At 66.7% G+C, this 23,123-nt stretch carries 24 protein-coding genes; 16 read left to right on the forward strand and 8 right to left on the reverse strand.

Going from position 1 to position 23,123, the window contains the following annotated elements; genetic code table 11:
- Positions 1-277: 277 nt before the first annotated feature.
- From ppdK to FMZ75_RS07245, 3 genes are all read left to right on the forward strand, one after another.
- Positions 278-2,956 carry a pyruvate, phosphate dikinase gene (gene ppdK / locus FMZ75_RS07235; RefSeq protein WP_166141840.1) on the forward strand — a complete coding sequence of 893 codons (2,679 nt, stop codon included), beginning with the start codon at positions 278-280 and terminating at the stop codon, positions 2,954-2,956.
- A 50-nt stretch (positions 2,957-3,006) separates the two neighbouring features.
- On the forward strand, positions 3,007-3,426 hold the full coding sequence (locus tag FMZ75_RS07240; RefSeq protein WP_142862331.1) for a secondary thiamine-phosphate synthase enzyme YjbQ: 420 nt from the start codon (positions 3,007-3,009) through the stop codon (positions 3,424-3,426).
- Positions 3,427-3,567: 141 nt separating this feature from the next.
- Positions 3,568-4,650, forward strand: coding sequence for a cell wall hydrolase (locus FMZ75_RS07245; RefSeq protein WP_166141841.1), 1,083 nt, complete (start codon positions 3,568-3,570; stop codon positions 4,648-4,650).
- Positions 4,651-4,726: 76 nt separating this feature from the next.
- Here FMZ75_RS07245 and FMZ75_RS07250 read toward each other — a convergent pair whose 3' ends face one another.
- From FMZ75_RS07250 to FMZ75_RS07260, 3 genes are all read right to left on the reverse strand, one after another.
- Positions 4,727-5,038: a DUF1778 domain-containing protein gene (locus FMZ75_RS07250; RefSeq protein ID WP_166141842.1), complete on the reverse strand. Its 312-nt coding sequence runs from the start codon at positions 5,036-5,038 to the stop codon at positions 4,727-4,729.
- A 200-nt stretch (positions 5,039-5,238) separates the two neighbouring features.
- On the reverse strand, positions 5,239-5,604 hold the full coding sequence (locus FMZ75_RS07255) for a tRNA-binding protein (RefSeq protein WP_166141843.1): 366 nt from the start codon (positions 5,602-5,604) through the stop codon (positions 5,239-5,241).
- Positions 5,605-5,716: 112 nt separating this feature from the next.
- On the reverse strand, positions 5,717-6,022 hold the full coding sequence (locus FMZ75_RS07260; protein ID WP_166141844.1) for a hypothetical protein: 306 nt from the start codon (positions 6,020-6,022) through the stop codon (positions 5,717-5,719).
- 362 nt (positions 6,023-6,384) lie between these two features.
- On the opposite strand from FMZ75_RS07260, the gene FMZ75_RS07265 reads away from it, so the two are divergent.
- The 7 genes from FMZ75_RS07265 to FMZ75_RS07295 all read left to right on the forward strand — a co-directional run bounded on the left by FMZ75_RS07265 (position 6,385) and on the right by FMZ75_RS07295 (position 11,845).
- Complete coding sequence (locus tag FMZ75_RS07265; RefSeq protein ID WP_244594776.1) at positions 6,385-6,924, forward strand: histidine phosphatase family protein; 540 nt, start codon at positions 6,385-6,387, stop codon at positions 6,922-6,924.
- 50 nt (positions 6,925-6,974) lie between these two features.
- Positions 6,975-7,181: a DUF1192 domain-containing protein gene (locus tag FMZ75_RS07270; protein ID WP_166141845.1), complete on the forward strand. Its 207-nt coding sequence runs from the start codon at positions 6,975-6,977 to the stop codon at positions 7,179-7,181.
- A 108-nt stretch (positions 7,182-7,289) separates the two neighbouring features.
- Entirely contained in the window at positions 7,290-8,351 is a 1,062-nt protein-coding gene (tsaD, locus tag FMZ75_RS07275; RefSeq protein WP_166141846.1) for a tRNA (adenosine(37)-N6)-threonylcarbamoyltransferase complex transferase subunit TsaD, read from the forward strand.
- 90 nt (positions 8,352-8,441) lie between these two features.
- Positions 8,442-8,687, forward strand: a complete 246-nt coding sequence (locus FMZ75_RS07280) for a hypothetical protein (protein WP_166141847.1) — start codon at positions 8,442-8,444, stop codon at positions 8,685-8,687.
- A 16-nt stretch (positions 8,688-8,703) separates the two neighbouring features.
- Positions 8,704-9,249, forward strand: a complete 546-nt coding sequence (locus FMZ75_RS07285) for a phospholipase D-like domain-containing protein (protein ID WP_166141848.1) — start codon at positions 8,704-8,706, stop codon at positions 9,247-9,249.
- Complete coding sequence (locus FMZ75_RS07290) at positions 9,246-10,238, forward strand: NAD(P)H-dependent glycerol-3-phosphate dehydrogenase (RefSeq protein ID WP_166141849.1); 993 nt, start codon at positions 9,246-9,248, stop codon at positions 10,236-10,238. The genes FMZ75_RS07285 and FMZ75_RS07290 overlap by 4 nt, the downstream gene beginning before the upstream one ends.
- An 83-nt stretch (positions 10,239-10,321) precedes the next feature.
- Positions 10,322-11,845 (forward strand): hypothetical protein, encoded by a 1,524-nt coding sequence (locus FMZ75_RS07295; RefSeq protein ID WP_166141850.1) that lies wholly within the window; start codon positions 10,322-10,324, stop codon positions 11,843-11,845.
- Here FMZ75_RS07295 and FMZ75_RS07300 read toward each other — a convergent pair.
- A complete protein-coding gene (locus FMZ75_RS07300) occupies positions 11,826-12,869 on the reverse strand; it encodes a DUF2865 domain-containing protein (protein WP_246728825.1) in 1,044 nt (347 codons plus the stop codon). The genes FMZ75_RS07295 and FMZ75_RS07300 overlap by 20 nt on opposite strands.
- Positions 12,870-13,129: 260 nt before the next feature.
- Between FMZ75_RS07300 and FMZ75_RS07305 the strand changes: the two genes are divergently transcribed.
- Positions 13,130-13,654: a CreA family protein gene (locus FMZ75_RS07305; RefSeq protein ID WP_166141852.1), complete on the forward strand. Its 525-nt coding sequence runs from the start codon at positions 13,130-13,132 to the stop codon at positions 13,652-13,654.
- A gap of 62 nt (positions 13,655-13,716) precedes the next feature.
- Here FMZ75_RS07305 and FMZ75_RS07310 read toward each other — a convergent pair whose 3' ends face one another.
- The gene (locus FMZ75_RS07310; protein WP_244594774.1) at positions 13,717-14,082 is read right to left on the reverse strand and encodes a hypothetical protein; all 366 of its coding nucleotides are present in this window, start codon (positions 14,080-14,082) and stop codon (positions 13,717-13,719) included.
- Positions 14,083-14,556: 474 nt separating this feature from the next.
- Between FMZ75_RS07310 and FMZ75_RS07315 the strand changes: the two genes are divergently transcribed.
- The 5 genes from FMZ75_RS07315 (at position 14,557) to ggt (ending at position 19,465) form a co-directional block, all read left to right on the forward strand.
- Complete coding sequence (locus FMZ75_RS07315) at positions 14,557-15,162, forward strand: hypothetical protein (RefSeq protein WP_166141853.1); 606 nt, start codon at positions 14,557-14,559, stop codon at positions 15,160-15,162.
- A gap of 123 nt (positions 15,163-15,285) precedes the next feature.
- Positions 15,286-16,227, forward strand: coding sequence for a hydroxymethylbilane synthase (hemC, locus tag FMZ75_RS07320; RefSeq protein WP_166141854.1), 942 nt, complete (start codon positions 15,286-15,288; stop codon positions 16,225-16,227).
- Positions 16,224-16,925: a uroporphyrinogen-III synthase gene (locus FMZ75_RS07325; RefSeq protein WP_166141855.1), complete on the forward strand. Its 702-nt coding sequence runs from the start codon at positions 16,224-16,226 to the stop codon at positions 16,923-16,925. The genes hemC and FMZ75_RS07325 overlap by 4 nt, the downstream gene beginning before the upstream one ends.
- A gap of 99 nt (positions 16,926-17,024) precedes the next feature.
- Positions 17,025-17,783: a phytochelatin synthase family protein gene (locus tag FMZ75_RS07330; RefSeq protein WP_166141856.1), complete on the forward strand. Its 759-nt coding sequence runs from the start codon at positions 17,025-17,027 to the stop codon at positions 17,781-17,783.
- 11 nt (positions 17,784-17,794) lie between these two features.
- On the forward strand, positions 17,795-19,465 hold the full coding sequence (gene ggt / locus FMZ75_RS07335) for a gamma-glutamyltransferase (protein ID WP_246728827.1): 1,671 nt from the start codon (positions 17,795-17,797) through the stop codon (positions 19,463-19,465).
- A 46-nt stretch (positions 19,466-19,511) separates the two neighbouring features.
- On the opposite strand, the gene FMZ75_RS07340 is transcribed toward ggt, so the two are convergent.
- From FMZ75_RS07340 to FMZ75_RS07350, 3 genes are all read right to left on the reverse strand, one after another.
- On the reverse strand, positions 19,512-21,923 hold the full coding sequence (locus FMZ75_RS07340; protein ID WP_246728836.1) for a glycosyltransferase: 2,412 nt from the start codon (positions 21,921-21,923) through the stop codon (positions 19,512-19,514).
- A 5-nt stretch (positions 21,924-21,928) separates the two neighbouring features.
- Entirely contained in the window at positions 21,929-22,810 is an 882-nt protein-coding gene (locus FMZ75_RS07345) for an aldose 1-epimerase family protein (RefSeq protein ID WP_166141859.1), read from the reverse strand.
- Positions 22,811-22,841: 31 nt separating this feature from the next.
- A partial coding sequence (locus tag FMZ75_RS07350; protein WP_207783322.1) for a GDP-mannose 4,6-dehydratase occupies positions 22,842-23,123 on the reverse strand: 282 nt, incomplete at its 5' end.

Genomic DNA, 23,123 nt, shown 5'->3' on the forward strand with positions numbered 1-23,123 from the left:
AAGCGGCCGGCGATTTGGGTAGCGGGCGCGCAGATCAAACACGCCGCATCCGGGTTCGGCCGGGGCGCGAGCGCCGCCGCGCGATTTTCCGGGCGCCGCGTTCACGGAATATTCGTCTCGGCCGACCTATTTTGTCACAGAGCCGGGCTCGACGCGGCTTTGTTCCGGCTCCGCCGGTTGCGAGCCAGAGCTCGAATATGCGAAACCTTCGGGGGAAGCTCTCGGCGGTCCGGTTCTTGTATGTTGCGCCGCAGCGTGGCGCCCGGAAAATGATGCTATGACCAAATGGGTCTATAATTTCGGCGGCGGCGCGGCCGAAGGCGCGGCCGCGATGAAGAATCTGCTGGGCGGCAAGGGAGCCAATCTCGCCGAAATGGCCGGACTCGGCCTGCCGGTCCCCCCTGGCTTCACCATAACCACCGAGGTCTGCGCGCATTTCTATGCGCATGGCAAGACCTATCCGGCCGAGCTCGGGCCGCAGATCGATGCGGCGCTGGACCGCCTCGGCCAACTCGCGGGGCACAGTTTCGGCGAGGCGAAATGGCCTCTGCTGGTCTCGGTGCGCTCGGGCGCCCGCGCCTCCATGCCCGGCATGATGGATACGGTGCTGAATCTCGGCCTCAACGACGAGACCGTCGGAGCGCTGGCGACGATCGCCGGCAATGAGCGCTTCGCCTATGATTCCTATCGCCGTTTCATCGAAATGTACGCGACCGTGGTGCTCGGCCTCGAGCATCATGAATTCGAGGACGCGCTCGAGCATTACAAGGCCGGCAAGGATCTCTCGCTCGACACGGAGCTCTCGGCCGCGGACTGGCGCACTATCGTCGGGACATTCAAGACGATTGTCGAGAAAGCGACTTCCCGCCCCTTTCCGCAGGAGCCGCGCGCGCAATTATGGGGCGCGATCGGCGCCGTCTTCTCGTCCTGGATGAATCACCGCGCCGTCATCTATCGGCAGCTGCACAATATTCCCGAGGATTGGGGCACGGCCGTCAATGTGCAGGCCATGGTCTTCGGCAATATGGACGACAATTCCGCGACCGGCGTCGCCTTCACCCGCAATCCCTCGACCGGGGCGCGCGAGCTCTATGGCGAGTTCCTCATCAACGCCCAGGGCGAGGATGTCGTCGCCGGCATTCGCACGCCGCAGCCGATCACCGAGGCGGCGCGCCGCGCCGGCGGCTCCAGCCGACCCTCGATGGAAGCGGCGCTTCCAGATGTGTTCGAAGAGTTTCGCCGCGTCTCCGAACTTCTCGAAAAACATTATCGCGACATGCAGGATATGGAGTTCACCGTCGAGCGCGGGAAGCTCTGGATGCTGCAGACGCGCACCGGCAAGCGCACCGCGCCGGCCGCGCTGAAAATCGCCGTGGACATGGCCGATGACGGGCTGATCACGCGCGAAGAAGCGATTTTGCGCATCGATCCGCTGTCGCTCGACCAATTGCTGCATCCCACCATCGACCCGGATGTGAAGCCGACGATTTTGGCGACCGGCCTTCCGGCCTCGCCCGGCGCCGCCGTCGGCGAGATCGTCTTCGACGCCGCGGAGGCGGAGGCGCTCGCCGCGCAGGGGCGCAAGATCATTCTGGTGCGCGTCGAGACGAGCCCGGAGGATATCGGCGGAATGCACGCCGCGCAGGGCATATTGACGACGCGCGGCGGCATGACCTCGCACGCCGCCGTCGTGGCGCGCGGCATGGGCAAGCCCTGCGTCTGCGGCGTCGGCGCGATCCGCGTCAATTACGAGGAGCAGAGCTTTTCCGTCGCCGGGCGGCGCTTTTCCAAGGGCGATCTCGTCACCATAGACGGCTCGGCCGGGCGTGTCATCGCCGGCGCGGTGAAGATGCGCCAGCCCGAGCTCACCGGCGAATTCGCCGTGCTGATGTCCTGGGCCGACGCCGCGCGCCGAATGCGCGTGCGCGCCAACGCCGAGACGCCCGTCGACGCCCGCGCGGCGCGGCGTTTCGGGGCCGAGGGCGTCGGCCTCGCCCGCACCGAGCATATGTTCTTCGAGGACGACCGCATCATCGCGGTGCGCGAGATGATCCTCGCGGATGACGCCGCGGGACGCCGCGCCGCCCTCGCCAAGCTGCTGCCGATCCAGCGCGGCGATTTTCAGGAGCTGTTCGAGATCATGGCCGGCCTGCCGGTGACGATCCGCCTGCTCGACCCGCCGCTGCACGAATTCCTGCCGCATACGGAATCGGAGATCGCCGATGTGGCGCAGGCCATGGGCGCGGACCCCGCCAAGCTGCGCCAGCGCGCCAAGGAGCTCTCCGAGTTCAACCCCATGCTCGGTTTTCGCGGCGTGCGCCTCGCCGTCGCCTTTCCCGAGATCGCCGAAATGCAGGCGCGCGCGATTTTCGAGGCGGCGATCGCCTCCGCCGCACAGACCGGCGTTCCCGCCGCCATAGAGATCATGGTGCCGCTGGTCTTCTCCAAGGCGGAGCTGGATTTCGTCGCCGAGCGCATCGCCGCGACGGCGAAGGCCGTGGCGGACGAAACCGGCCTTTCGCCCAAATATCACATCGGCACGATGATCGAGCTGCCGCGCGCCTGTCTGCGCGCCGCCGAGATCGCCGAGACGGCCGAGTTCTTCTCCTTCGGCACCAATGACCTCACGCAGACGGCGCTCGGCGTCTCGCGCGACGACGCCGGCTCCTTCCTCGGCGCCTATGCGCAAAAGGGCATTTTGCCCTCCGATCCTTTCGTGACCATCGATCAGGAAGGCGTCGGCGAATTGGTGCGCCTCGCCGCGACGCGCGCTCGCGCGCAGCGCCCCACGATCAAGCTCGGCATTTGCGGCGAGCATGGCGGCGATCCCGCCTCCATCGCCTTCTTCGAGAGCGTCGGCCTCGATTACGTCTCCTGCTCGCCCTATCGCGTGCCGATCGCGCGGCTCGCCGCGGCGCAGGCGGCGCTGGGCAAGGAGGCGGTGAGCACGGCGTGAGCCGCGCGGAGCGCTGGACTTCTCCACGCTTCGCCCGCACATTTCCCGCCATGCGCCAGTCGCTTCATCACTTCCACGTCGAGACCCGCGGCAAGGGCTTTTACGACGTCACTCGCGTCGTCTCCGCCTGGGCGAACGGCCAGGGCCTGACCGCCGGGCTGCTGACGTTGTTCTGCCGACACACATCGGCCTCGCTCACCATTCAGGAAAACGCCGACCCCGCCGTGTTGCGCGACCTCGAGCGCGTCTTCGCCGGCCTCGCGCCCGAGGGCGAAGGCCTCTATGAGCATGACACGGAAGGCCCCGACGACATGCCCGCCCATATACGCACGGCGCTGACGCAGACGCAGCTCTCCATACCGCTGTCGCGCGGCGCTCTGGTTCTGGGGACGTGGCAGGCGATCTATCTCTTCGAGCATCGCCATGGCGCGCAGACGCGCGAGCTCGTCGCGCATCTTCTCGGCGAATGATCCAAAGCGGGACGCCCGACGAGCGCCGCCTTAACCGACCTGCAAGCCTAATCTGCGATAAATTTTCCCCGTGAGCTTTTCTGCGTTTGCGTGTGGCGCTTCGGCCACGCTTTTCGCGGGTCGAGACGGGGCGTTGAGCGTATGGGTCGTCGTTCGGGAGTGAGCTGGGCCATAGGCGTCATCGCGCCCTGGTGGCTGGGCGCTGGCCTATTGGTGTCCTTCACCGCCGCGGCGGGCCAGGACCCTTCGCAAGGCTGGAAAATTCCGCCGCATCTCGCGCGCATTCAAACGGCGCGCCTGTCCGTCGGCGCGCCGGAGGATTTTCACGCGCGGCCGGACGAGCGCGAGCCTCATGCCGCGCTCAAGCCCCATGCCGAGGCCTTCCCCGAGGTCGACCGCACCAGGAAGGGCGATCCCATCATCGTCATGCGCCCGTCTTTCGACACGCGGCGCGACGACGGCGAGACGGTGGAGGTCTCGCTCGGCGCCGATGGCGAGACGACGACCATCGCCCTCGCCGGGCCGGAGGCCGATCTCCCCGCCGATTCGAGCGGCGCGCCGACCACGCAGCGCGGCAATGGCCAGGCGTCGCCGACGCAGCGCGGCTCGGCGACGACGCAGCGCATCTCGCAGGCGATGCGCGAGCGCGCCGCCCATGGCGCCACGCCGCAGGTCGCGCGCGCCGCGGCGCTCGCCTCCTCGACGCCTGCGCAGCCCGACGCTGTGCCGATCGCCGTCGCCTCCTTCGCGCCTTCGCCCGCTCTGCGGGATCCGAAGACGCCGCCCGATTACGCTTCGCTCATCGACCCGGACAAGCTGGCGCGCGAGAAGCGCTGCCTCGCCGAGGCGGTCTATTTCGAGTCGCGCAGCGAGCCGGAGGCGGGGCAGGCGGCGGTGGCGCAAGTGGTGCTGAACCGCGTGTCCTCGGGCCTCTATCCGACCAGCGTTTGCGGCGTCGTCTATCAGAACCGCAGCCATTACAAGGCCTGCCAATTCTCCTTCGCCTGCGAGGGCCGCAAGCTGCGCGTCACCGAGCCCGACTCCTGGGCAACGGCGCAGCGCGTCGCCGACGAGGTGATGAACGGGCACACCTATATTTCGGATGTGGGCCGCTCGACGCATTACCATGCGAATTATGTGAAGCCGCGCTGGGCCAAGCAGCTGAAGAAGATGGATAAGATCGGCAATCATATCTTCTATCGGCTGCGGCCGGGGCAGACGTGAGACGAGCCGCTAAATCAGCGACGCTCCGTGAAGCTCAGCCGGATCGGCCATGCGAATGATCATCGCGCGGCGCGGATCATAGGGCAGATCGCAAAACCCCCATCGCGCGTAAAAGCTGCGCGCATTGTCGTCGCCGCGCCAACGCCGAAAGCGCAGCGATCGGCTCGGCGGGACGTTCGAGCCACGCCTCGAACGCCTCCCAATCCTTCGCCGGTATGGTGACGACCCCGCGCTCGAGCACCTCGGCCTCCGCCGCCTCCACCGCCTTGCGACGCATGAATTCGCTCAAGGTCATGCGCGACTGTGACGCCGCCTCTTCGAGCAGCGCACGCTCATCGGGTGAGACCCTCACGCTCAGGATGGAGGTCGCCGCGGATTGCTCTTTCATGCGTGTGACAATAGCATACGACTCGAAACTTCAATTCGAAGGGAGCGGGACGACTCCGCCACGACGATGTCGGAACAAGAACCACCGACGATTCGAGAGCGAATATTCGCTTGGAACGACTGGCTGGAGACATTCGAGTCTCTGGTCGATTTGTTCGGTTGGCTCAACGTCTTCAAATAAAGCGGCGAGCCGTCAGCCCTTCAATACAACCGCGCCCCATTCGGCACGGCCCGTTCCGGCGCGACCAGAACCACATCGCCATTTTCATCGGGAAAACCGAGCACCAGCACCTCGGACATGAATTTGCCGATCTGTCGCGGCGGGAAATTCACCACCGCCGCCACTTGGCGCCCGACTAGAGTGGCAATGTCGTAATGCGCCGTGATCTGCGCGCTGGAGCGCTTGACGCCGAGGCCAGGGCCGAAATCGATCTCGAGCTTATAGGCGGGCTTGCGCGCCTCGGGAAAAGCATGGGCGACGACGATCGTGCCGATGCGAATGTCGACGGCCGCAAAATGCGTGAAATCGATCCGTTCTGCCGCAGGCGCGGCGGGGTCGGAGCTCATGCGTGAAATCCGAAGCGCGGCTGCGCCGCATTTCGTCGAGAAGCCGCGCGAGGCGGCCTCTCGACAAAGAATACGCGCCGCCGGCCCACTCTCGCGGCGGACCGGCGCCGTCTCAGTGCGTCGCCCAGTCGTCGCGGGTGGGCAGAACGTCGCGCTGCGTCTTCATCTCGACCCAGGCGAAGGCGCCGTTCGGATCGGCGACGTCGATGCTGTTCTCGATGATGAGCTTGTCACACAGCATCACGCAGATGGCGTCGATCGGCGCGCTGGTGTCGTTCTCCTCGGTCATGCGATCGATGGAGATCTCGCCCTCTTCCTCGCCGTCGACGAGGTGCATGATGAACACCTCCTCGTGACCGGCGACGCCATGCGCGTTGACCCTGAAAGTTTCGCCACGATATTGGAATTCGCGGATCATGCGTTTCCTTCCCCCAGTTCCCACGGCGCGAGCGCCGCAATCGTCGATCTCCGCCGCGCGCGCGAGATTCCGTCCTCGCGGGCGCGGGATGGCTGCGAAGCGCCATCGGGGAAAATGCTATAGCGCAACAGAGACGCTTCGAAAACCTCGCGCGCGAGCGGATCGCCGCGGCAATTCGCTCGCCGGACCGGCGCTCGGCGCCGCCCATATGGGCGCGCCGCGTCGCGAAACTTTCGCTATGATCGGCAAAGAGTGATTTTTGGCCGGACAGGCTCCGGCGCGCCGACGTGGCGATTTCAGGAAAATTGTGCCACTCGGGGCGCTCCCGCTCCGGGCCGCCGTCTAGCGAACGGACCGAACGAATGATGCGACGTCTCATCTTGCTGCGCCACGCCAAAGCCGACGCCCATTCCGCGGGGGGCGACCGCCAGCGCCCGCTGACCAAGCGCGGCGAGGAGGACGCCCGCTCCGTCGGCCGCTATCTGGCCGAGGCCGGGCTGGCGCCGGATTTCGCCGTCGCTTCCGACGCGCGCCGCGCCAAGCGGACGCTGGACCTCGCTCTGGAGGCGTTTCCGCGCGAGGTCGAGCGCCGGCTGGACGACGAATTCTATCTGGCGACGCCCGACCGCCTGCTGGACGCCGTGCGGCAGACGCCGGCCGAAATCTCCACTCTGCTCGCTATCGGCCATAATCCCGGCTTCGCCGAACTCGCCTCCGCCCTCGCCGCCGACGGCGAGCCCGAGGCGCTCACCAGAATGCGCTCCAAATATCCGACCGCGGCGCTGGCCGTGCTGGATTTCGACGCCGAGGATTGGGCGCTGGTCGGCGAAGGCGCCGGCCATCTCGAGCGTTTCGTGACGCCGGGCGATCTGCGCGGCGGCGTCGCCGACGAGCCGGATTGACGCGAAGCTCGCTTCTCCGAGACGCAAGAGACGACGAAAGAGCCGCGACCATGACGGAGCAAGACGACCGCCCGCGCTCGGGGCCGGGCAGCGGCAAGACCGCTTCCCACGAAATCGGCCAGCCGCTGGACGCGCTCTCCGTCGCGGAGTTCGACGCGCGCATCGCGCTGCTGCGCGACGAGATCGAGCGGCTGGAGCGGGCGCGCGCCGCCAAGGCGGCCTCGCGCGCCGCCGCCGACGCTTTTTTCAAAAAATAGACACGGTCGGGGGCGATTTGCTTTGCCTGCCCGCGCGCCTATAGGTTGGCGCCTGTTTTCGCTCCCGCCGGCGCCGCGATTCGCGCGCCGGCGCTCAAGGACCCGTCCATGCGCGTTCTCGGCATTGAAACCACCTGCGACGAGACGGCGGTCGCCGTCGTGGCCTCGCGCATCGGCGGCGATGGCGGGGACATTCTCTCCAATGAGGTGATGAGCCAGATCGCCCAGCACGCGGCCTATGGCGGCGTCGTGCCGGAGATCGCCGCCCGCGCCCATATCGATGTGCTGGAGCGGCTGATCGTCCGCGCGCTGGATACGGCGGGAACCGATATCGCCGGCGTCGACGCCATAGCGGCCTCCGCCGGCCCGGGCCTCATCGGCGGCATTCTCGTCGGCCTCACCGCGGCCAAGGCGCTGGCGCTCGCGGCCGACAAGCCCTTCATCGCCGTCAATCACCTCGAGGCCCATGCGCTCACCGGCCGTCTGACCGAGCGGCTGGATTTCCCCTATCTCGCTCTGCTGGTCTCGGGCGGCCATACGCAGCTCGTCGCCGTAATGGGCGTCGGCGACTATAAGCGGCTCGGCTCGACGGTGGATGACGCGGCCGGCGAGGCCTTCGACAAGGTCGCGAAAATGCTCGGCCTTCCCTATCCCGGCGGCCCGCATATCGAGCGCCTGTCGGAGGAGGGCGATCCGGCCCGTTTCGACTTTCCGCGTCCCATGTTCGGCCGCGAGGGGGCGGATTTCTCGCTCTCCGGCCTCAAGACCGCGGTGCGCCAGGAGATCGCCCGGATCGGAACGCCGACCGAGCGCGACGTCGCCGATCTCGCGGCCTCCTTCCAGGCGGCGATCGTCGATGTGCTGGTCGATCGCGTGCGCTCCGGCCTGCGCATCTTCACGCAGAATGGCGGCCAGCCCAATGGCCTCGTCATCGGCGGCGGCGTCGGCGCCAACGGCGCGATCCGCCGCGCGCTCACGCGTCTTTGCGCGGAGACCGGCCTTCGCTTCGTCTCGCCGCCGCCGGGCCTGTGCTCGGACAATGGCGCCGTGGTGGCCTGGGCCGGGCTCGAGCGCTTTGCGCGCGGCATGACCGATGATCTGACCTTCGCCGCCCGCCCGCGCTGGCCGCTCGACGCCAACGCCGGCTCGCTGCACCACGGCAAGGCGTGAGCGATTGCGATGACCGGGCCAGAAAGCGTCTGGAAGCTCGCGATCTTCGCCGTCACGGGGGCGGCATGGCTCGCGATCACGGTTTGGCGCATGCGCATCGCCGCGGACGGCGTTGTCCGCCGCTGCAAGGGAAACGAAGCCGAGATTCGAAATGTCTTCTATTGGACATCGTCGTGGAATATCGGATTCGGCGTCGAAACCCTGAGCAAGAGATACGGGCTGTCGAAAGAGGACACGAAAATCATCGTCGACGGTCAGCTTTATCTCCTGGGCGAGATACTGTTGCTCTTAGTCGCGCTTTTCGCCATTGGCGGCTTTGTGACGCTTCGGCTCTGAGAGACGACGGCGCGGCATGAAGCGAATGATTTTGGCCGCCCTCGCGACCTTCTCGGTTCCGTCGCAGCCCGGCGGCCTGCTATCGCAGGAGCCGCTCGCCGTCGGCGTGCGCGTTTTCTACGGACCGCGCCCCGGCTTCGAGGATCTCGATCTGCGGCTCATCGGCGGCGCCAAGAAATCCATCGACATGGCCGCCTATGTGCTCACCGATCGCGCGGTGATCTCGGCTCTCGGCGCCGCCGCCATGCGCGGCGTGCGCGTGCGCATCTATATCGATGGCGAGGAGCGCGGCGGCCTCAGCCCGGCCATAGAGGCCATAGCCGCGGCGCGCAACATGCAGATCAAGCGCAAGGGCCGCTCGCGCGATCCGATGCATTTGAAGTCCTATCAGGTGGACGGGCGGATGCTGCGCAGCGGCTCGGCCAATTTTTCCGTCTCGGGCGCCGAATTCCAGGACAATGACCTCATATTGATCGAGAGCCCGGCCGCGGTCGCGCAATTCGAGGAGACTTTCGAGCGGCTATGGACACGTTCGGACAATCAGAAGATCGGGATGCGATGAGCAGCGAGGAGAAGATCGCCGTGCTGGGCGCCGGCGCCTGGGGCACGGCGCTCGCCAATGTGGCCGCGACCGGACGCACGGGCGTCGTGCTCTGGGGCCATGATCCCGCCCATATCGCCGCTCTCTCGCGCGACCGCGAGAACCGCGCCTATCTGCCGGGCCTGCCGCTGGCCGCGGGCGTCGCGCCTTGCGCTGATCTTTCGGCCGTGGCGGGCGCCGGCGTCGTGCTCTCGGTCGTTCCGGCGCAGGCGATGCGCGAAGTGGCGCGGCGCTTTCGCGACATTCTCGCGCCGGGAACGGCTTTCGTCATCTGCTCCAAGGGCATAGAGCGCGGCACGCGGCGCTTTATGAGCGAGGTGGCGGCGCAGGAATTGCCGCAGGCGCAGATCGCCATTCTCTCCGGCCCGAGCTTCGCCGCCGATGTCTGCCGCGGCCTGCCGACGGCGGTGACGCTCGCCGCGCGCGACGAGGCGCTGGCCAAGCGCCTCAGCGAAACATTGTCGACGCGCGCCTTCCGCCTCTATCGCTCCACCGATGTGCTGGGCGTCGAGATCGGCGGCGCGGCGAAGAATGTTCTCGCCATCGCCAGCGGCATGGCGGCGGGCAGGGCGCTCGGCGCCAGCGCTGGCGCCGCGCTGATCGCGCGTGGCTTCGCCGAGTTGACCCGCCTCGGCCGCGCCTATGGCGTCAATCAAGAGACTTTGATGGGCCTCTCCGGCCTCGGCGATCTGGTGCTCACCTGCGGCTCGGCGCAATCACGCAATTTCGCGCTGGGCGCGGCGCTGGGACGCGGCGAGGCGCCGCTCGAGGCCGCCCATGGCAAGCTCGCCGAGGGCGCCTTCACCGCCTCCGCCCTCGTGGCCATGGCCAAGGAGCGCGGCGTCGAAATGCCGATCGCCGAGGCGGTGGACGCGATTCTATCCGGCGCGATCGGCGTCGATCAGGCGATAGAGGCGCTGCTGATGCGACCGCTGAGGGCGGAGGCGTGAGCTTTCGTTGACGGCTTTGTGCGACCGTGTCGCCGATGCGATGCGAAACCGAAGTTGCGCTCCCTCCCCAACCCTCCCCCGCTTTGCGGGAGAGGGAGCAGATTCGGTGCTTCATCGACGTTTCGCGTAACGTCGCCGCCCCCCTCTCCCGCGAAGCGAGGGAGGGTGAGGGAGGGAGCCTCGGGGCCTTTCGTTACGCGCTCATCGCCCTCACCCTGCTCGGCGCCGCTCTGCGCCTCTACGCCGCGCAGGGCGATCTCTGGCTCGATGAAATCTGGACGCTGAACCTGCTCGAGCGGGCGCATTCCTTCGGCGATGTCTTCGTCGGCCTGCATCACGACAATAATCACGTCGCCAATTCCGCCTGGCTCTATTTCATCGGGCCGAACGCGCCGGTTCCGCTGATGCGGCTGGCCGCGGTCGCGTTCGGGACGCTGGCCATTCCCGCCGCCGCGGCCGCGAGCCGCCGCTATTGCGACGCCGCCGGCCTTTTGGCCGCCTTCGTCTTCGCGATCTCCTATTTCTTCGTCCATTACGGTTCTGAGGCGCGCGGCTATGCCGGCATGACGCTCGCCGTGCTGCTGGCCTATGGTCTCGTGGACGCCATTCTGGCCGAGGGCGCCTCTCGGCGGCGTCTGCTGGCGCTGGCGGCGGCGATCGGCTTCGGGACCTTTTCCCATCTCACCATGATCGAGGCGAGCGGCGCGCTGGCGCTGACGGCGTTGCTGCGCTTTCGCCGCTGCGGTCTCGGCCGAGCGGTCGCGATAGGGGCGGTCGCCGGGCTCGCCAGCCTTCCGGCGCTGTTCTGCTTCGCCTATGGCGCGCTGGCGCCGGATTTTCAGGTCGGGGCTATGGTTCCGCTGAGCCCGGCGATCTTCGCCGAGGGCGTCGGCGGAATGGCGCGGGCGACGCTGGGCTTTCCGCGCGGCGTCGATGATTTCGCCCTTCTCGGCGCCGCGGGCCTGCTCGCCCTCGGCCTGCTGGCGGTTCTGCCGGCGGAGCGGCGGGTTTTCCCGGCCATCGCCGTCTTCGGCTTGCCGCTGCTGCATATCGCCGCCGGCCTGCCGAGCCAGCAATATCCGCGCTTTCACTCGACCGCGGCGATCGGCCTGGCTCTGCTCGCCGCCGAAGGCTGCGCCGCCCTCTGGCGCGCCGGCGCGCGGCGGCGCCGGGCGGCGGCGATCCTGCTCGGCGCTTTCGCCATCGGCGGGGCCGTCCAGCTCGCCGATTTCTACCGCTTCGGCCGCGGCCATTACGCCGATGCGGTGAGGATCATGGCCGAGCGGAAAGAGGCGCGTTACGCGGTCGATTTCGCCCGCGGCGAGACCAAGGCGGTCGTCGCCTATCACGCCCGCAAGCTCGGCGTCGTCGCGACGGCCGTCTCTCTCGCCGAATGGTGCGCGAGCCCGCCGGCCTTCCTGCTGGTGGTCGATCTGCCGGATTCACGCGCCGACCATGCGGAGCGGCGCTCCGCCGGGCCGCAGGGTTGCCGCGCGGCCTTCCTGCGCCGCGGCTATTTCCCGGCCTCGGGCCTCTCGGGATTCGCCTGGACGCTCTATGAGCGGGAAACGAATCCAGAGGCCGAGATCACAAGGTCGGCGCGATGACGCGCACGCGCTTCTTGACGCCGTCGGCGCCGACGATCTCGCGCGTCGTCTCATGCGCGTCGACCGGGCGCTTCTCCGGCTGCGTCGCCTCCGTGGCGGGAAGATTGGGCGAGACCGCGCCGCGCGCCGTGCGCGCGATGACCGGCCGCGACATCTCCTCCGCCTTTTCCGCCGAGACGACGAGATCGTCCTTGTTGCGCTCGGCCAGCAGCCGCTCGGCCTCGGCGAGCGTTTCCGCCCAGCTGCGGCCGGGCGGCCGGCAGGAGCAGGTCGGATCATAGCTCTTGGTGTATTTCAGCGCATTGGGATGGTCGGCATAGGCTTCGCCGTCCATCGACACGGCGGTCTCCATGTCGCGCGAGGGCGAGCGTGTGTAGAGCGCCACTTCGAGATTGGGACATTGCGTTCGGCACAGCTCGGCGAGATCGGCGAGATTGGCGCGCCGCGCCGAATAGCTCACCGGGAAAAAGCCGCCGTCGCAGGCGCGCACGCAGACCGCCATGGAGCCGCCGCGCGCGAACGGCGCGCCATTCTCGTCCAAGTCGCGATCCTGCGGCGACATGGGGAGCTCGCGGACGGGCGTCGGCTCCTCCTCCTGGGCGCCGAACAGCTCCTCGAAAATATTGCGCTGGCGCGAGGCGACGCGCACCGGCTGCTGCCGGCACTGCTGATCGAAACGCGCCTGCAGCGCCTGCCGCTGGCCCTCGCCGGACCCCTGATGGAGCGAGGCGAGATTGGCGCGCATCTGCGCGACGCGGCTGTTGATCGCGCCGCATTGCGGCGGCGGCGCATTGCCGAAAAAGAGGAATTGCTGCCGATCGCAGCCGATGGAACGCCCATAGGCGACGGTGCGGTCGATCTCTTTCTGCTGGGTCGCCGCGGCGGCGCGATAGCGGGCCGAGCCGGCGCTATTGCCGGCGGCGGCGATCTGCGCGCGCAGATTGTCGCAATAGGCCGATTGCGCCATCGCCTGCGAGGAGAGCAGCATGGCGAGCGCGACCAGCGCGCCCGAGAGGCGGCGCAAAGGCCCCTTCCGCGGCAAAGGCCCCTTCCGCGAAGGCGTCCCGTTGGTGATATGTTTCGCCGACATTGGTCCTATATCACGCGATTCGAAAAGCGGGGCGCCGGAGGCCGGCGAATCCGAAACCGTCGAGCTCGAGACCATATCGGGCATATCGCCCGCCCGATCAATCGGCTCGCGATTGTCGCGAGCTTCTTGTCGCGAACAAGGCGCATCACGACATTTGTCGAGGGAATTTCCCGGCGCTCTGGAGGAACGCACTTATGAAGCCGTCCAAATTCGTCCTGTCCGCTCTCCTCGCCACGGGGCTTTTCGCCATTGCGGGCGCGGCGCCCGCCCGCGCCGACGGGCCGGACCTCATTTTCCGCAAGTCCACGGACTTCAAGCTGCTGACCCCCAACGACAAGCTGGCGACCTATGTGCTCGACGACCCCGATGTCGACGGAATCGCCTGCTATTACACGGTGCATGAGAAGGGCGGCGTCGCGGGAATGTTCGGCGTGGCGGAGCAGACCTCCGACGTGTCGCTCTCCTGCCGCCAATACGGGCCGGTGAAATTCAAGGACAAATTCGGCCAAGGCGACGAAGTGTTCAGCGAGCGCCGCTCGGCGCTGTGGAAGCGGCTGCATATCGTGCGCGGCTGCGACGCCAAGCGCAATGCGCTGGTCTATATGGCCTATTCCGACCGGCTGATCGAAGGCTCGCCGGAGAATTCCACCTCCGGCGTGCCGATTCAGCCCTGGGGCGCGGGCGATGTCGCGCAATGCGGCGAATTTCTGAAGAAATGAGCGGCCGGCGGGCCTGCGCCCGCCCGCTCCCGGTCGCGGCGACGGCGGCGATTCTTGCCGCGTCAGTCCTGGCAAGAGACGACGGCGGCCTCTGCCGTCAGCGGCCGGCGCGCCGAGGCCGGACCGATCGCGGAGGTCACGTCGTCGGCGCGGCCGAAGGCCACCGCGGGGCCGTGGCCGTGCGACTCGCACCAGCTGTCGGCGACGATCTTCCCGCAATCTTTCTTCTGCGTGATGCATTCGACGACGCCATAGCCTTCGTGGCCGGAAATCAAATAGACATTCTTCGGCGCTTCGACGGCGCGGGCGCCGCCCTGGGCCGCGGCGAGCAGCAATCCGCCGAGCAGCGGAACGGCGAGACGCGGGAGAACGAGACGCTGAAATTCGGTGGGGAACATGAGATGCACGCCTCGCGCGGGGACGCTCATTCGACTCGCCGCGCTGGATTTTGGTGTATGCGATCGCAGTTAAGGCGCGGTTAAGTTCGCGCCGATTTGCAGGTTTTTCCGGGCGCGCGACGCCGGCGGCGGCGCCTTTGCCGCGCGGCGGCGGATGTCGATCTGCAGAGCTTTAGATAGGAAACAATTCAGAGCGCGCGAGCGCGCCCCGGCGCTTGGCCGCCGTCATCCGCTATCCGTTCTTGTGGTCGCACGAAGCCGAGGCGGCCGCGATCGAGGGCCGCAAGCCGCGACCCGTCGCTGTCGGATTCCGCGTCCCGCGCCCGGCCGGCGACGTGCTTGTTCCCGATCACCTCGACGCCGACCTGCCATATCTTTGTCGCCGCCGAGCAAAGTGCCGATGCGCCACCATCAAGTTATCTCGTCGAGGCACAAGTCATCGCTTGACAGATGCAATTGTCTTGCTCACAACCGCGTAAAGCAGATTTGATGAGGGATTTTGATATGCGCAAAAACCTTGGGCGGCTGATCCGAATGGGCGCGAGGGATGCGGTAGAGTCGTACTACGACATCAACAAATTTCACGGCGCGCTGACCCATGCTTCTCAAAATGCACTTCTATATATACCCGAGTTGTACTTGCAGGCCCACATAGCAGCTAGGCTTTCCGGTGCGCGTCATAGGATTTTTGTAGAGAGAAGCCTATCTGGCATTCTGGGATTAGATTGCGATAGTGCTATTCGAGATAAGGGCCGGATTCGCCCCGACATTTGCATAGCCGATGTACTCCTGGAAGCGTTTTCTTTCATCGAGATTAAGAGAGTAGTGTCAAGGGACGAAAAAATAGATGAAGATATCTGCAAAATTGAAATGTATGGCGATTTGATGAAAAGAGCAGACAAAAGGGCTGTTTCTGGATATGTTTTTGTATACACGGAAGGGTGTGGTGAGAGTAGCAACAAGGATATGCTTGATAGGCTTATGACGTGGGGAGGTAAGGCTGGTCGAGCAGGGTGGAGGATAATACTAAGTAAGACTCAGATTGAGCCTCGTCATGAGAACTGGTGCTGGGGCTATGCCATTTTCAAGTACGATTACGTGCAACATTAGGAAGGGCCACTTTTGGGCGCATCGCCAAAATTCCACTTGGCCCACTCGTCCGCCTCCCGCCCGCTTGTAGCCCGGCGGCTTTTCCCTATAGTCCGCCGCGACAATTCCACGGCGGATGAGGCTATGACCACCACACCCCTGCGCATCGGCACACGCGGCAGCCCTCTCGCTCTGGCGCAGACGCGGCAGCTGCGGGCCTTGCTGGCCGCGGCGCTCGGCCTCGAGGCGGAGACGCTGCCGATCGAGGTCATCCGCACCACGGGAGACATGATCCAGGACCGGCCGCTCTCGGAATCGGGCGGCAAAGGGCTGTTCACCAAGGAGTTGGACGTCGCCCTCATCGAGGGGCGCATCGATCTCGCCGTGCATTCCTCCAAGGATTTGCCGACGCATCTGCCGCCGGAAATCGCCATCGCCGGATATCTGCCGCGCGAGGATGTGCGCGACGCCTGGATCGGCCGCAATGGCGCGACGCTGGACGCGCTGCCCGAGGGCGCGGTGGTGGGCACGGCCTCGCTGCGGCGCGGCGCGCAGGTGAAGCGGCTGCGGCCGGATGTCTCCATCGTGCTGCTGCGCGGCAATGTCGAGACCAGGCTGCGCAAGGTGGAGAGCGGCGAGGTGGACGGCACGCTGCTGGCGCTCGCCGGGCTCAAGCGGCTCGGCCTCGAGCGCCACGCCACCGCCATTCTGCCGATAGAGGATTTTCTTCCTGCCGCCGGGCAGGGCGCCATAGCCGTCACCAAGCGCGCCGGCGATGCGCGTGTCCGCGAGGCTCTGGCCGCCATTCTCGATCCGGCGACCGCCGCCGCGCTCGCCGCCGAGCGCGCCTTTCTCACCGTGCTGGACGGTTCCTGCCGCACGCCCATCGCCGCCCATGCCAAGATCATCGGCGACAAGATCATCGGCGAGGAGATCGAATTCCACGGCATGGCGCTGCGGGCGGATGGCTCTGCGGTTTATGAGGCGCGCCGGCGCGGGCCGTCCATGGATGCGGCGCTGATCGGCGACGCCGCCGCCAATGAGATTTTGCTGCGCCTGCCCAATGGAGTCGCGGGTCTCACATGAGGCGGGTTCTCGTCACGCGGGCGAGAGAGGACGCCGAGCGCACGGCGGAAGAATTGCGGCGGCGCGGCTTTGCGCCGCTGATCGCGCCGGTTCTGGAGATCGCCGCCACGGGCGCGCCGATTCCAGCCGAGACGTTCGACGCGGTTCTGGCGACCAGCGCCTGCGCGATTCAATTCGTCGAAGGGCTCGCGGCCTCGAGCGCGCCGTTTTTCGTCGTCGGCGGCAAGACGGCGCAGGCGCTTTCCGCGCGCGGCGCGCAGGTGGAGGCGAGCGCGCCCGATGTGGCGGCGCTGACGCTTCTGCTCGGCGCGCGCTTTGCGGCGCCGGCGCGTTTTCTCTATCTCGCCGGCCATGATCGCAAGGACGATCTCGAAAGCTTTTTGCGCGCGCGCGGCCATGCGGCGACAGTGGTCGAGACCTATGAGGCGCGCGCCGCCTCCTCTCTCGGGGAAGAGGCCCGCGCCGCTCTGGCGGCCGGCGAAATGGAGGCCGCGCTGCATTATTCGGCGCGCAGCGCATCGATTTTCCTCGCTCTGGCGGATGCGGCCGGCGCCCCGGCCACGCTTCGCGCGCGCGTCACGCATTTCGCGCTGTCGGAAGATGTCGCGCGCGTGCTGCGCGCCGCCGGCTGCGCCAATGTGCGCGTCGCCGCGGCGCCGGATCAGGCGAGCCTATTGGCCGCGCTCGAGGCGCAATAAAGCCGCCTTCGCGGGTCAAAAATTGCATGGCGCCTCGCGCGCCGCTAATCTGTCGCAGCGTGGCCGTCTATCGCGACCGCGCGCCTTCCCGAGGACGAAATGACGAAGACGTCGATCTCGCGGCGGCGCTCGGCCGCTGTTCTCGCGCTTCTCTTTTGCGCGATCGCCGCCGCGGTCTCGCCGGCGCTGGCGGAGCGGCTGCCGCTTTCCGATAATCTCGTCGATCTGCGCAGCGCGCAGGGGCGCGAATGGTTTCTCGAATCGGAGGCGCGCGAGGCCTATTGGCCGCTCTCCTCGGAATTCGTCACGCAGAAGAACGGCTCCTTCTGCGGCGTCGCCACTCTGGCGATGCTGCTCAATGCGCTCGACATTCCCGCGCCCGCCGGCGGCGAGGGGCAGGGGAGCTTCTCGCAGGACAATCTGTTCAGCGAGAGGACCGAGGCGGTGGTGAAGCAGGAGAGCATTCTGCGCCGGGGCATGACGCTCGACGAGTTCGGCGGCCTCGTCGCCAGCTTCGGCCTCGAGGCGAAGGTCACTCATGCGGCGCAGAGCTCGCTCGCGGAGTTTCGCGCCAGCGCGATCGAGCAGCTCTCGCGCAAGCGGCGGCATGTCGTCGTCAATTATCAGCGCGCCGCGCTCGGCCAGACGCGCAGCGGGCACATTTCGCCGCTCGCCGCCTATGACGCCAAGACGGATCGCTTCCTGCTGCTCGATGTCGCGCGCTACAAATATCCGCCCGTATGGGTCGCGGCCGCGGAGCTCTTCGACGCGATGAGCACGATCGACGCCGGCAATGAAGGACGCAGCCGCGGCTACGTGCTCATCGGCCCGCCGGCGGGAATAGGCAGCGAAAAATGAGCGATGCGCGAATGCGATCTATTCTTGCTCTCGGCTTCTCCCTTCTCGCCTTCGCCGCCGCCGCCGAGCCCGTCGCGAGCGGGCGGCGCGGCATGGTGGTGAGCGAGCATCATCTGGCCAGCGACATAGGGCTCGACATATTGAAGGCGGGCGGCAACGCCATCGACGCCGCCGCCGCCGTCGGCTATGCGCTCGCCGTCGCCTATCCTTGCTGCGGCAATCTCGGCGGCGGCGGCTTTCTGCTGGCGCATCTGCCGGGGCAGGGCGAGCGCTTTCTCGATTTTCGCGAGACGGCGCCCATGGCGGCGACCGCCGAAATGTTTCTCGACGCGAAAGGCGCGGTCGATCCGCAGGCGAGCCGCATCGGCTATCGCGCCGTGGCGGTTCCCGGAACGGTGATGGGGCTGGAGACCGCCCACGCCAAATACGGCCGCCTGCCGCGCGAGAAAATCATCGCGCCGGCGATCGCGCTCGCCGAGCGCGGCTTTGTTCTCGACGAGGCCGACATTCGTCTCATTCGCGCGGCGACGCGGCTGAAGGACAGTCCCGCCGCCGCGAAAATCTTTTCCCGCGCGGACGGCTCGCCTTTGCAGGCCGGCGATCGGCTGATTCAGAGCGACCTCGCGCGTTTGTTGCGCGAGATCGCGGCGCAGGGGCCGCGCGCCTTTTATGAAGGGCGCATTCCGCAGGCGATCGAGCGCGCCGCGCAGGCGGAAAAGGGCGTGATCGCGGCGCAGGATTTCGCGCTCTATGACGTCATGGAGCGCTCGCCGATTCATTGCGCCTATCGTGGCTATGATGTCTATTCCTCCGCGCCGCCGAGCTCCGGCGGCGTCGCGCTGTGCGAAATATTGACCATTCTCGAGGGCTATGATCTCGCCGCGCTCGGCTTTCACACGCCGCAATCCTCGCATCTTCTCATCGAGGCGGAACGTCGCGCCTTCTTCGATCGCAACAATTCGCTCGGCGATCCCGACTTCGTGAGCAATCCGGTCGCGCGTCTCACCGCGCGATCCTATGCGGAGGCGCAGCGCGCGAAGATCGCCGCCGATCATGCGACGCGCTCCACCGATCTCGCGCAAGGCGCCGCGCCGCGCGAGCGCTTGGAGACGACGCATTATTCCATCGTCGACGGCGAGGGCGGCGCGGTCTCCGTCACCTATACGCTCAACGGCTATTTCGGCGCGCAGGTCATGGCGCCGGAGACGGGCGTGCTGCTCAATGACGAGATGGATGATTTCTCCGCCGCGCCCGGCGCCGCCAATGGCTTCGGCCTGGTGCAGGGAAGCGCCAACGCCATCGCGCCCGGCAAAAGGCCGCTCTCCTCCATGTCGCCGACCATTGTGATGAAGGACGGCAAGGTCGCGCTGGTTCTCGGCAGCCCCAATGGGCCGCGCATCATTTCGGTGACGCTGCAGACGGCGCTCAATGTGATCGATCATCATATGTCGCTGGCGCAGGCGGTGGCCGCGCCGCGCCTTCATCATCAATGGCTGCCGGATGTCGTGCTGGCCGAGCCGGGCGCGCTCTCGGAGGAGACGCGCCGGCGGCTCGAGGCGATGGGACATAAAATCGAGGATCACGCGCCTTTCGGCGCATCGGAGGCGATAGAGATCAGAGACGGCGAGATGATCGGCGTCAATGATCCGCGCTCCGCGGCGGGCTCGGCGCGCGGCTATTGAGCCTCACGCGAACCGGTTCCCACTTCGCTCGAAAACGCTCTATCGCTCATCGGCGTCGCGACAATATCTCGTCGATGCGCGCGTCGATGCGGCGGGCGAAGGCCTCGGTCGAAAATTGCGTCTCCGCGATCACGCGAGCCGCCGCGACCTTGCGCTCCCGCAAATCGCGATCGCCGAACACGGCGCGCATCGCGTCGACGGCGGCCGTGAAATCCGGCTCCGCCCACAGCTGATCGCCGCGCGTGCGCGGATATTCGCCGGGGCCGACGGGAATGAGCCGATAGGGAATGAGAAAGGCCGTTCGCTCGTCGCAAAAACCCATATTGCCGGAATAGGCGGTCGCGATCACCGGCGTCTCCAACGCCATCGCCTCCAGCATATGATAGCCGAAGCCTTCGGCGCGATGCAGCGAGACATAGCAATCGGCGCCTTCGATCAGCGCCATCTGCTCGTCGTCGTCGAGAATGCGATCGATGAGCGAGACGCGCGCGCATTCCGCGACGATATTGCGAATGGAGCGCCACACATTCGTCTCGCGCTCCGCCCGCACGCGGTCGACGCTATGCGTCTTGATGACGAGCTTGACCTTCGCATCGTTCGGAAAGGCTGCGAGAAAGGCGCGTATCGTCCCGAGCGGATTTTTGCGAAAGGCGCCGGAGAGCGCGTCGCAGGAAGCGAGAAAGACGAAATCATCCGCGCCCGCTATATCCTCGTAGACGCGCGCGCGCGCTGCGCCTCGTCCGCGCCTGCGCGCCGGGCGCGCCGATGTGCCGACCGTATGGCAGGGCCTATGGCCGGCGAGCGCCTGCGTCGTGAAATCCGACGCGGACCAGAGCTCGTCGACGAGCGCGAGGCCGAGCATTTGCGCCGGATGCGGCGTCGGCATTTCGAGATAGGGAAAGCCGACGAGCCGGCCCTGCGACCATATATCCGGCAGATAGGCGATGGCGCTCGGCAGCTCTTCGAGATTGAGATGAAGAATATTGATCTTCGCGCGCGCCGGCGAAGTCGGCAGAGGCGCGGCGTCGGCGCGAATGCGATTGGGATAATCGAGCGTGAAGTCGCAGAGCCGAACGGAATAATCGAGTTGCTGGAGCGCGGCGGCGAGCGCGCGGCAGCTGTCCGCTATGCCGAGCTGTCGGCTGAACGGGCCGATGAGCTGAATATCGACCGTCTCGCCCGCCGGCGCCGGCAGGGCCGCGGAATGCGCGCGATGCCCCGAAGGCGTGCGCGTGCGAAAGCGCTTCGCTTCGTCGTCATAGCCGAGCGCGCCGATCGCGGCGCGCCAGCGCGCGATGGTGACGCCGCCGGCGCCGAAGAGGCGGCGGGATTCGTCCTCGAAGGGCGCGGCGCCGGCGCGCGGCGACAGAAAAGCCGCGAGCCAATCGGCCGGAACGAAGCGCAGATAATGCGGCGCCCGCGCTGCGAACAGCAGAATGGCGAAATAGGCGGCGCGCCGCTCGCTCTCTCGTGCGACATTCGCGCCGCGCAGCATCGGATGCGCGTCGAGAAAACGCTTCATGAAAGTGGAGAGCGGGAAAGGAATATCGGCGTCGTCGCAATGTCGCAGCGCGTCCTCATGCGCGGAGGCGATGAGGCAGTCCTCGACATTGAAAGCCGCGGCGCCGAAAGCGGCCCAGCGGAAAATCGCCGCGAGCCGCTCGTCGTCGCGCGCGTCTTCGCCCGGCGTCTGGGCGAAAAGGCGCATCGCCCGGCTCGGCGCGAGGCGCTCCTGCGGAGTGGGGCCTTCATTGAGAAATTCTATGTCGCGCGCCGAGAGCGGGATGCGCAGAGGGCGCCGCGCGCGGCCGTAGAACTCGACATAATGCGCGAGGAAAGCCTCGCGATCGGCGATCGAGAGGGTCGCGTCGAATTTATCGGCGAGATCCCATTTGTAGCGATTCTGGTCGAGATAGGCGCAGAGCGCCTCGCCGAGAATAGGCGGCGGCGAAGAGACGGGTGTCGGCGCGAATAGAAGCTCCGTCTTCTGCGACGGCTGCGGCGCGGCTGGCGCGGAGCGCTCTCGCTCACTGTCGAAAGCCTCGGCGAAAGTCGCGCGAAGATAGTCGTCACGGCCGATGCGGCGCGAAAAAAACGCGCGCTCGTCGCTCGCGGTCAGCTCGAGCGGCGCATCCGTGACGGGGCGCACGCGAATCCGCGTCTTTGCTCCGCGCGAAAACGCCGGAGGGATTTTCACGTCGAAGCCATGGCGGCCGTCGCCTATGCCATTGGCGGCGAGATCGTCTCGCAGCATATCCGCCGCTCTCTCGCAGACGAAGACGTCGTCTGCGAAAATATCGACGATCACGCGGCGTCCCCTTTGTCTCGGCCAATGGGCCCAGCCGTGAACGACGTCATTCTCGAATCCGTCGAGGCGACCGACGATGTCGAGATCGCCCGTCGGAAGACCGAGCGCGCGGCGAAGCAGCTTTATCGCATGGCGCTTGGCGACGCCCATGATCTTCACCCGACCTCTATGCGCAGCGTGAAATCGAGCGTCTCGCCCGGACGCGCGCAGGCGATCCCGGGCTTCTCCTCGAGCGGGCCGCGAAAGCCGACCGGCGAATCATAGCCATGCCACGGCTCGATGCAGAGAAAATCCGCGCCCGGCTTGGACCATAGGCCGAGATGCCGGAAGCCTTCCCATTGGATCGCGACGGATCGCCCGCTGCCGCAGCAATAGACGAGGCTCTCGCTCGCCAGAGTGTCGAAGATGATCGCGTCATCGGCGAACAGCTCCTCCCGCAGCGACAGCGTTCGTCCCTCTACGGGCGAATCCTTCATGCGGCCGAGAAGCCCGCCGGCGAGCTTGCGGATCGGCGCCGGCTCATGGCGCTCGAAATTTATGCGGCTCTGATCCTTGGCTGCGTCGCCGAGCGGCCAGCGAAAGGCCGGATGCGCGCCGACGGAAAAATACATGTCCGCGTCGCCGAGATTGGTCACGCCATGGCGAATGTCGAGACGCGCGCCGTCGAGGGCGAATTCCACCTCGAGCAGAAATTCGAAAGGGAAAACCGCGCGCGTCGCGTCGTTGGCGCGCAAGGCGAAACGCGCCGAATGCGGCGAGGCCTCGACGATCTCGAACAGGCTGTCGCGCGCGAAGCCGTGCTTGACCATCGCATAGCTCTCGCCGCGATGCTCATAGCGGTCCTGCGCCAGCCGGCCGACGATGGGAAACAGCAGCGGACTATGCTTGGGCCAGATCTCTTCGCCGCTCCAGAGATAATCCACGCCGTCGCGCGTGCGCAGCGATTGCAGCTCCGCGCCCTTCGTAGAAACGAAAGCGGCGAGGCTGTCCGAGGACAGAGCCACGCCGTCTCGCTGCTCGCTCTTCGATCCGGCCATCGCCGATCCCCAAATAGACGCTCGCGCGCCCTCAGGCGCTCGCCTGATGCTTCAGTCGCTCGAGATCGGCGTCGACCATTTCGCGGATGAGCTGATCGAGCGACGTCTCGGGCGCCCAGCCCAGCGCCTTGCGCGCCTTGCTCGAGTCGCCGAGCAGAATGTCGACCTCCGCCGGGCGGTAGAATTTCGGATCGATCACCACATGCGCCTCCATGTCGAGGCCGGCATGGGCGAAAGCGATGCGGCACATGTCGCGCACAGTGGTGGTGACGCCCGTCGCCACCACATAATCGTCCGGCGTCTCCTGCTGCAG

The organism is Methylosinus sp. RM1, assembly GCF_011378635.1.
Taxonomy (GTDB): domain Bacteria; phylum Pseudomonadota; class Alphaproteobacteria; order Rhizobiales; family Beijerinckiaceae; genus Methylosinus; species Methylosinus sporium.

Excerpts from the sequence above, each read along its gene's own strand:
- FMZ75_RS07290 (WP_166141849.1), top strand. The coding sequence starts at position 9,246 with ATGAGCAGCGAGGAGAAGATCGCCGTGCTGGGCGCCGGCGCCTGGGGC.
- FMZ75_RS07345 (WP_166141859.1), bottom strand. The coding sequence starts at position 22,810 with ATGGCCGGATCGAAGAGCGAGCAGCGAGACGGCGTGGCTCTGTCCTCG.
- hemC (WP_166141854.1), top strand. The coding sequence starts at position 15,286 with ATGACCACCACACCCCTGCGCATCGGCACACGCGGCAGCCCTCTCGCT.
- FMZ75_RS07270 (WP_166141845.1), top strand. The coding sequence starts at position 6,975 with ATGACGGAGCAAGACGACCGCCCGCGCTCGGGGCCGGGCAGCGGCAAG.
- FMZ75_RS07310 (WP_244594774.1), bottom strand. The coding sequence starts at position 14,082 with ATGAGCGTCCCCGCGCGAGGCGTGCATCTCATGTTCCCCACCGAATTT.
- FMZ75_RS07325 (WP_166141855.1), top strand. The coding sequence starts at position 16,224 with ATGAGGCGGGTTCTCGTCACGCGGGCGAGAGAGGACGCCGAGCGCACG.
- FMZ75_RS07255 (WP_166141843.1), bottom strand. The coding sequence starts at position 5,604 with ATGAGCTCCGACCCCGCCGCGCCTGCGGCAGAACGGATCGATTTCACG.
- FMZ75_RS07260 (WP_166141844.1), bottom strand. The coding sequence starts at position 6,022 with ATGATCCGCGAATTCCAATATCGTGGCGAAACTTTCAGGGTCAACGCG.
- FMZ75_RS07285 (WP_166141848.1), top strand. The coding sequence starts at position 8,704 with ATGAAGCGAATGATTTTGGCCGCCCTCGCGACCTTCTCGGTTCCGTCG.
- FMZ75_RS07340 (WP_246728836.1), bottom strand. The coding sequence starts at position 21,923 with ATGGGCGTCGCCAAGCGCCATGCGATAAAGCTGCTTCGCCGCGCGCTC.
- tsaD (WP_166141846.1), top strand. The coding sequence starts at position 7,290 with ATGCGCGTTCTCGGCATTGAAACCACCTGCGACGAGACGGCGGTCGCC.
- FMZ75_RS07240 (WP_142862331.1), top strand. The coding sequence starts at position 3,007 with ATGCGCCAGTCGCTTCATCACTTCCACGTCGAGACCCGCGGCAAGGGC.
- FMZ75_RS07280 (WP_166141847.1), top strand. The coding sequence starts at position 8,442 with ATGCGCATCGCCGCGGACGGCGTTGTCCGCCGCTGCAAGGGAAACGAA.
- FMZ75_RS07330 (WP_166141856.1), top strand. The coding sequence starts at position 17,025 with ATGACGAAGACGTCGATCTCGCGGCGGCGCTCGGCCGCTGTTCTCGCG.
- FMZ75_RS07250 (WP_166141842.1), bottom strand. The coding sequence starts at position 5,038 with ATGAAAGAGCAATCCGCGGCGACCTCCATCCTGAGCGTGAGGGTCTCA.
- FMZ75_RS07305 (WP_166141852.1), top strand. The coding sequence starts at position 13,130 with ATGAAGCCGTCCAAATTCGTCCTGTCCGCTCTCCTCGCCACGGGGCTT.
- ggt (WP_246728827.1), top strand. The coding sequence starts at position 17,795 with ATGCGATCTATTCTTGCTCTCGGCTTCTCCCTTCTCGCCTTCGCCGCC.
- FMZ75_RS07245 (WP_166141841.1), top strand. The coding sequence starts at position 3,568 with ATGGGTCGTCGTTCGGGAGTGAGCTGGGCCATAGGCGTCATCGCGCCC.
- ppdK (WP_166141840.1), top strand. The coding sequence starts at position 278 with ATGACCAAATGGGTCTATAATTTCGGCGGCGGCGCGGCCGAAGGCGCG.
- FMZ75_RS07265 (WP_244594776.1), top strand. The coding sequence starts at position 6,385 with ATGATGCGACGTCTCATCTTGCTGCGCCACGCCAAAGCCGACGCCCAT.
- FMZ75_RS07315 (WP_166141853.1), top strand. The coding sequence starts at position 14,557 with ATGCGCAAAAACCTTGGGCGGCTGATCCGAATGGGCGCGAGGGATGCG.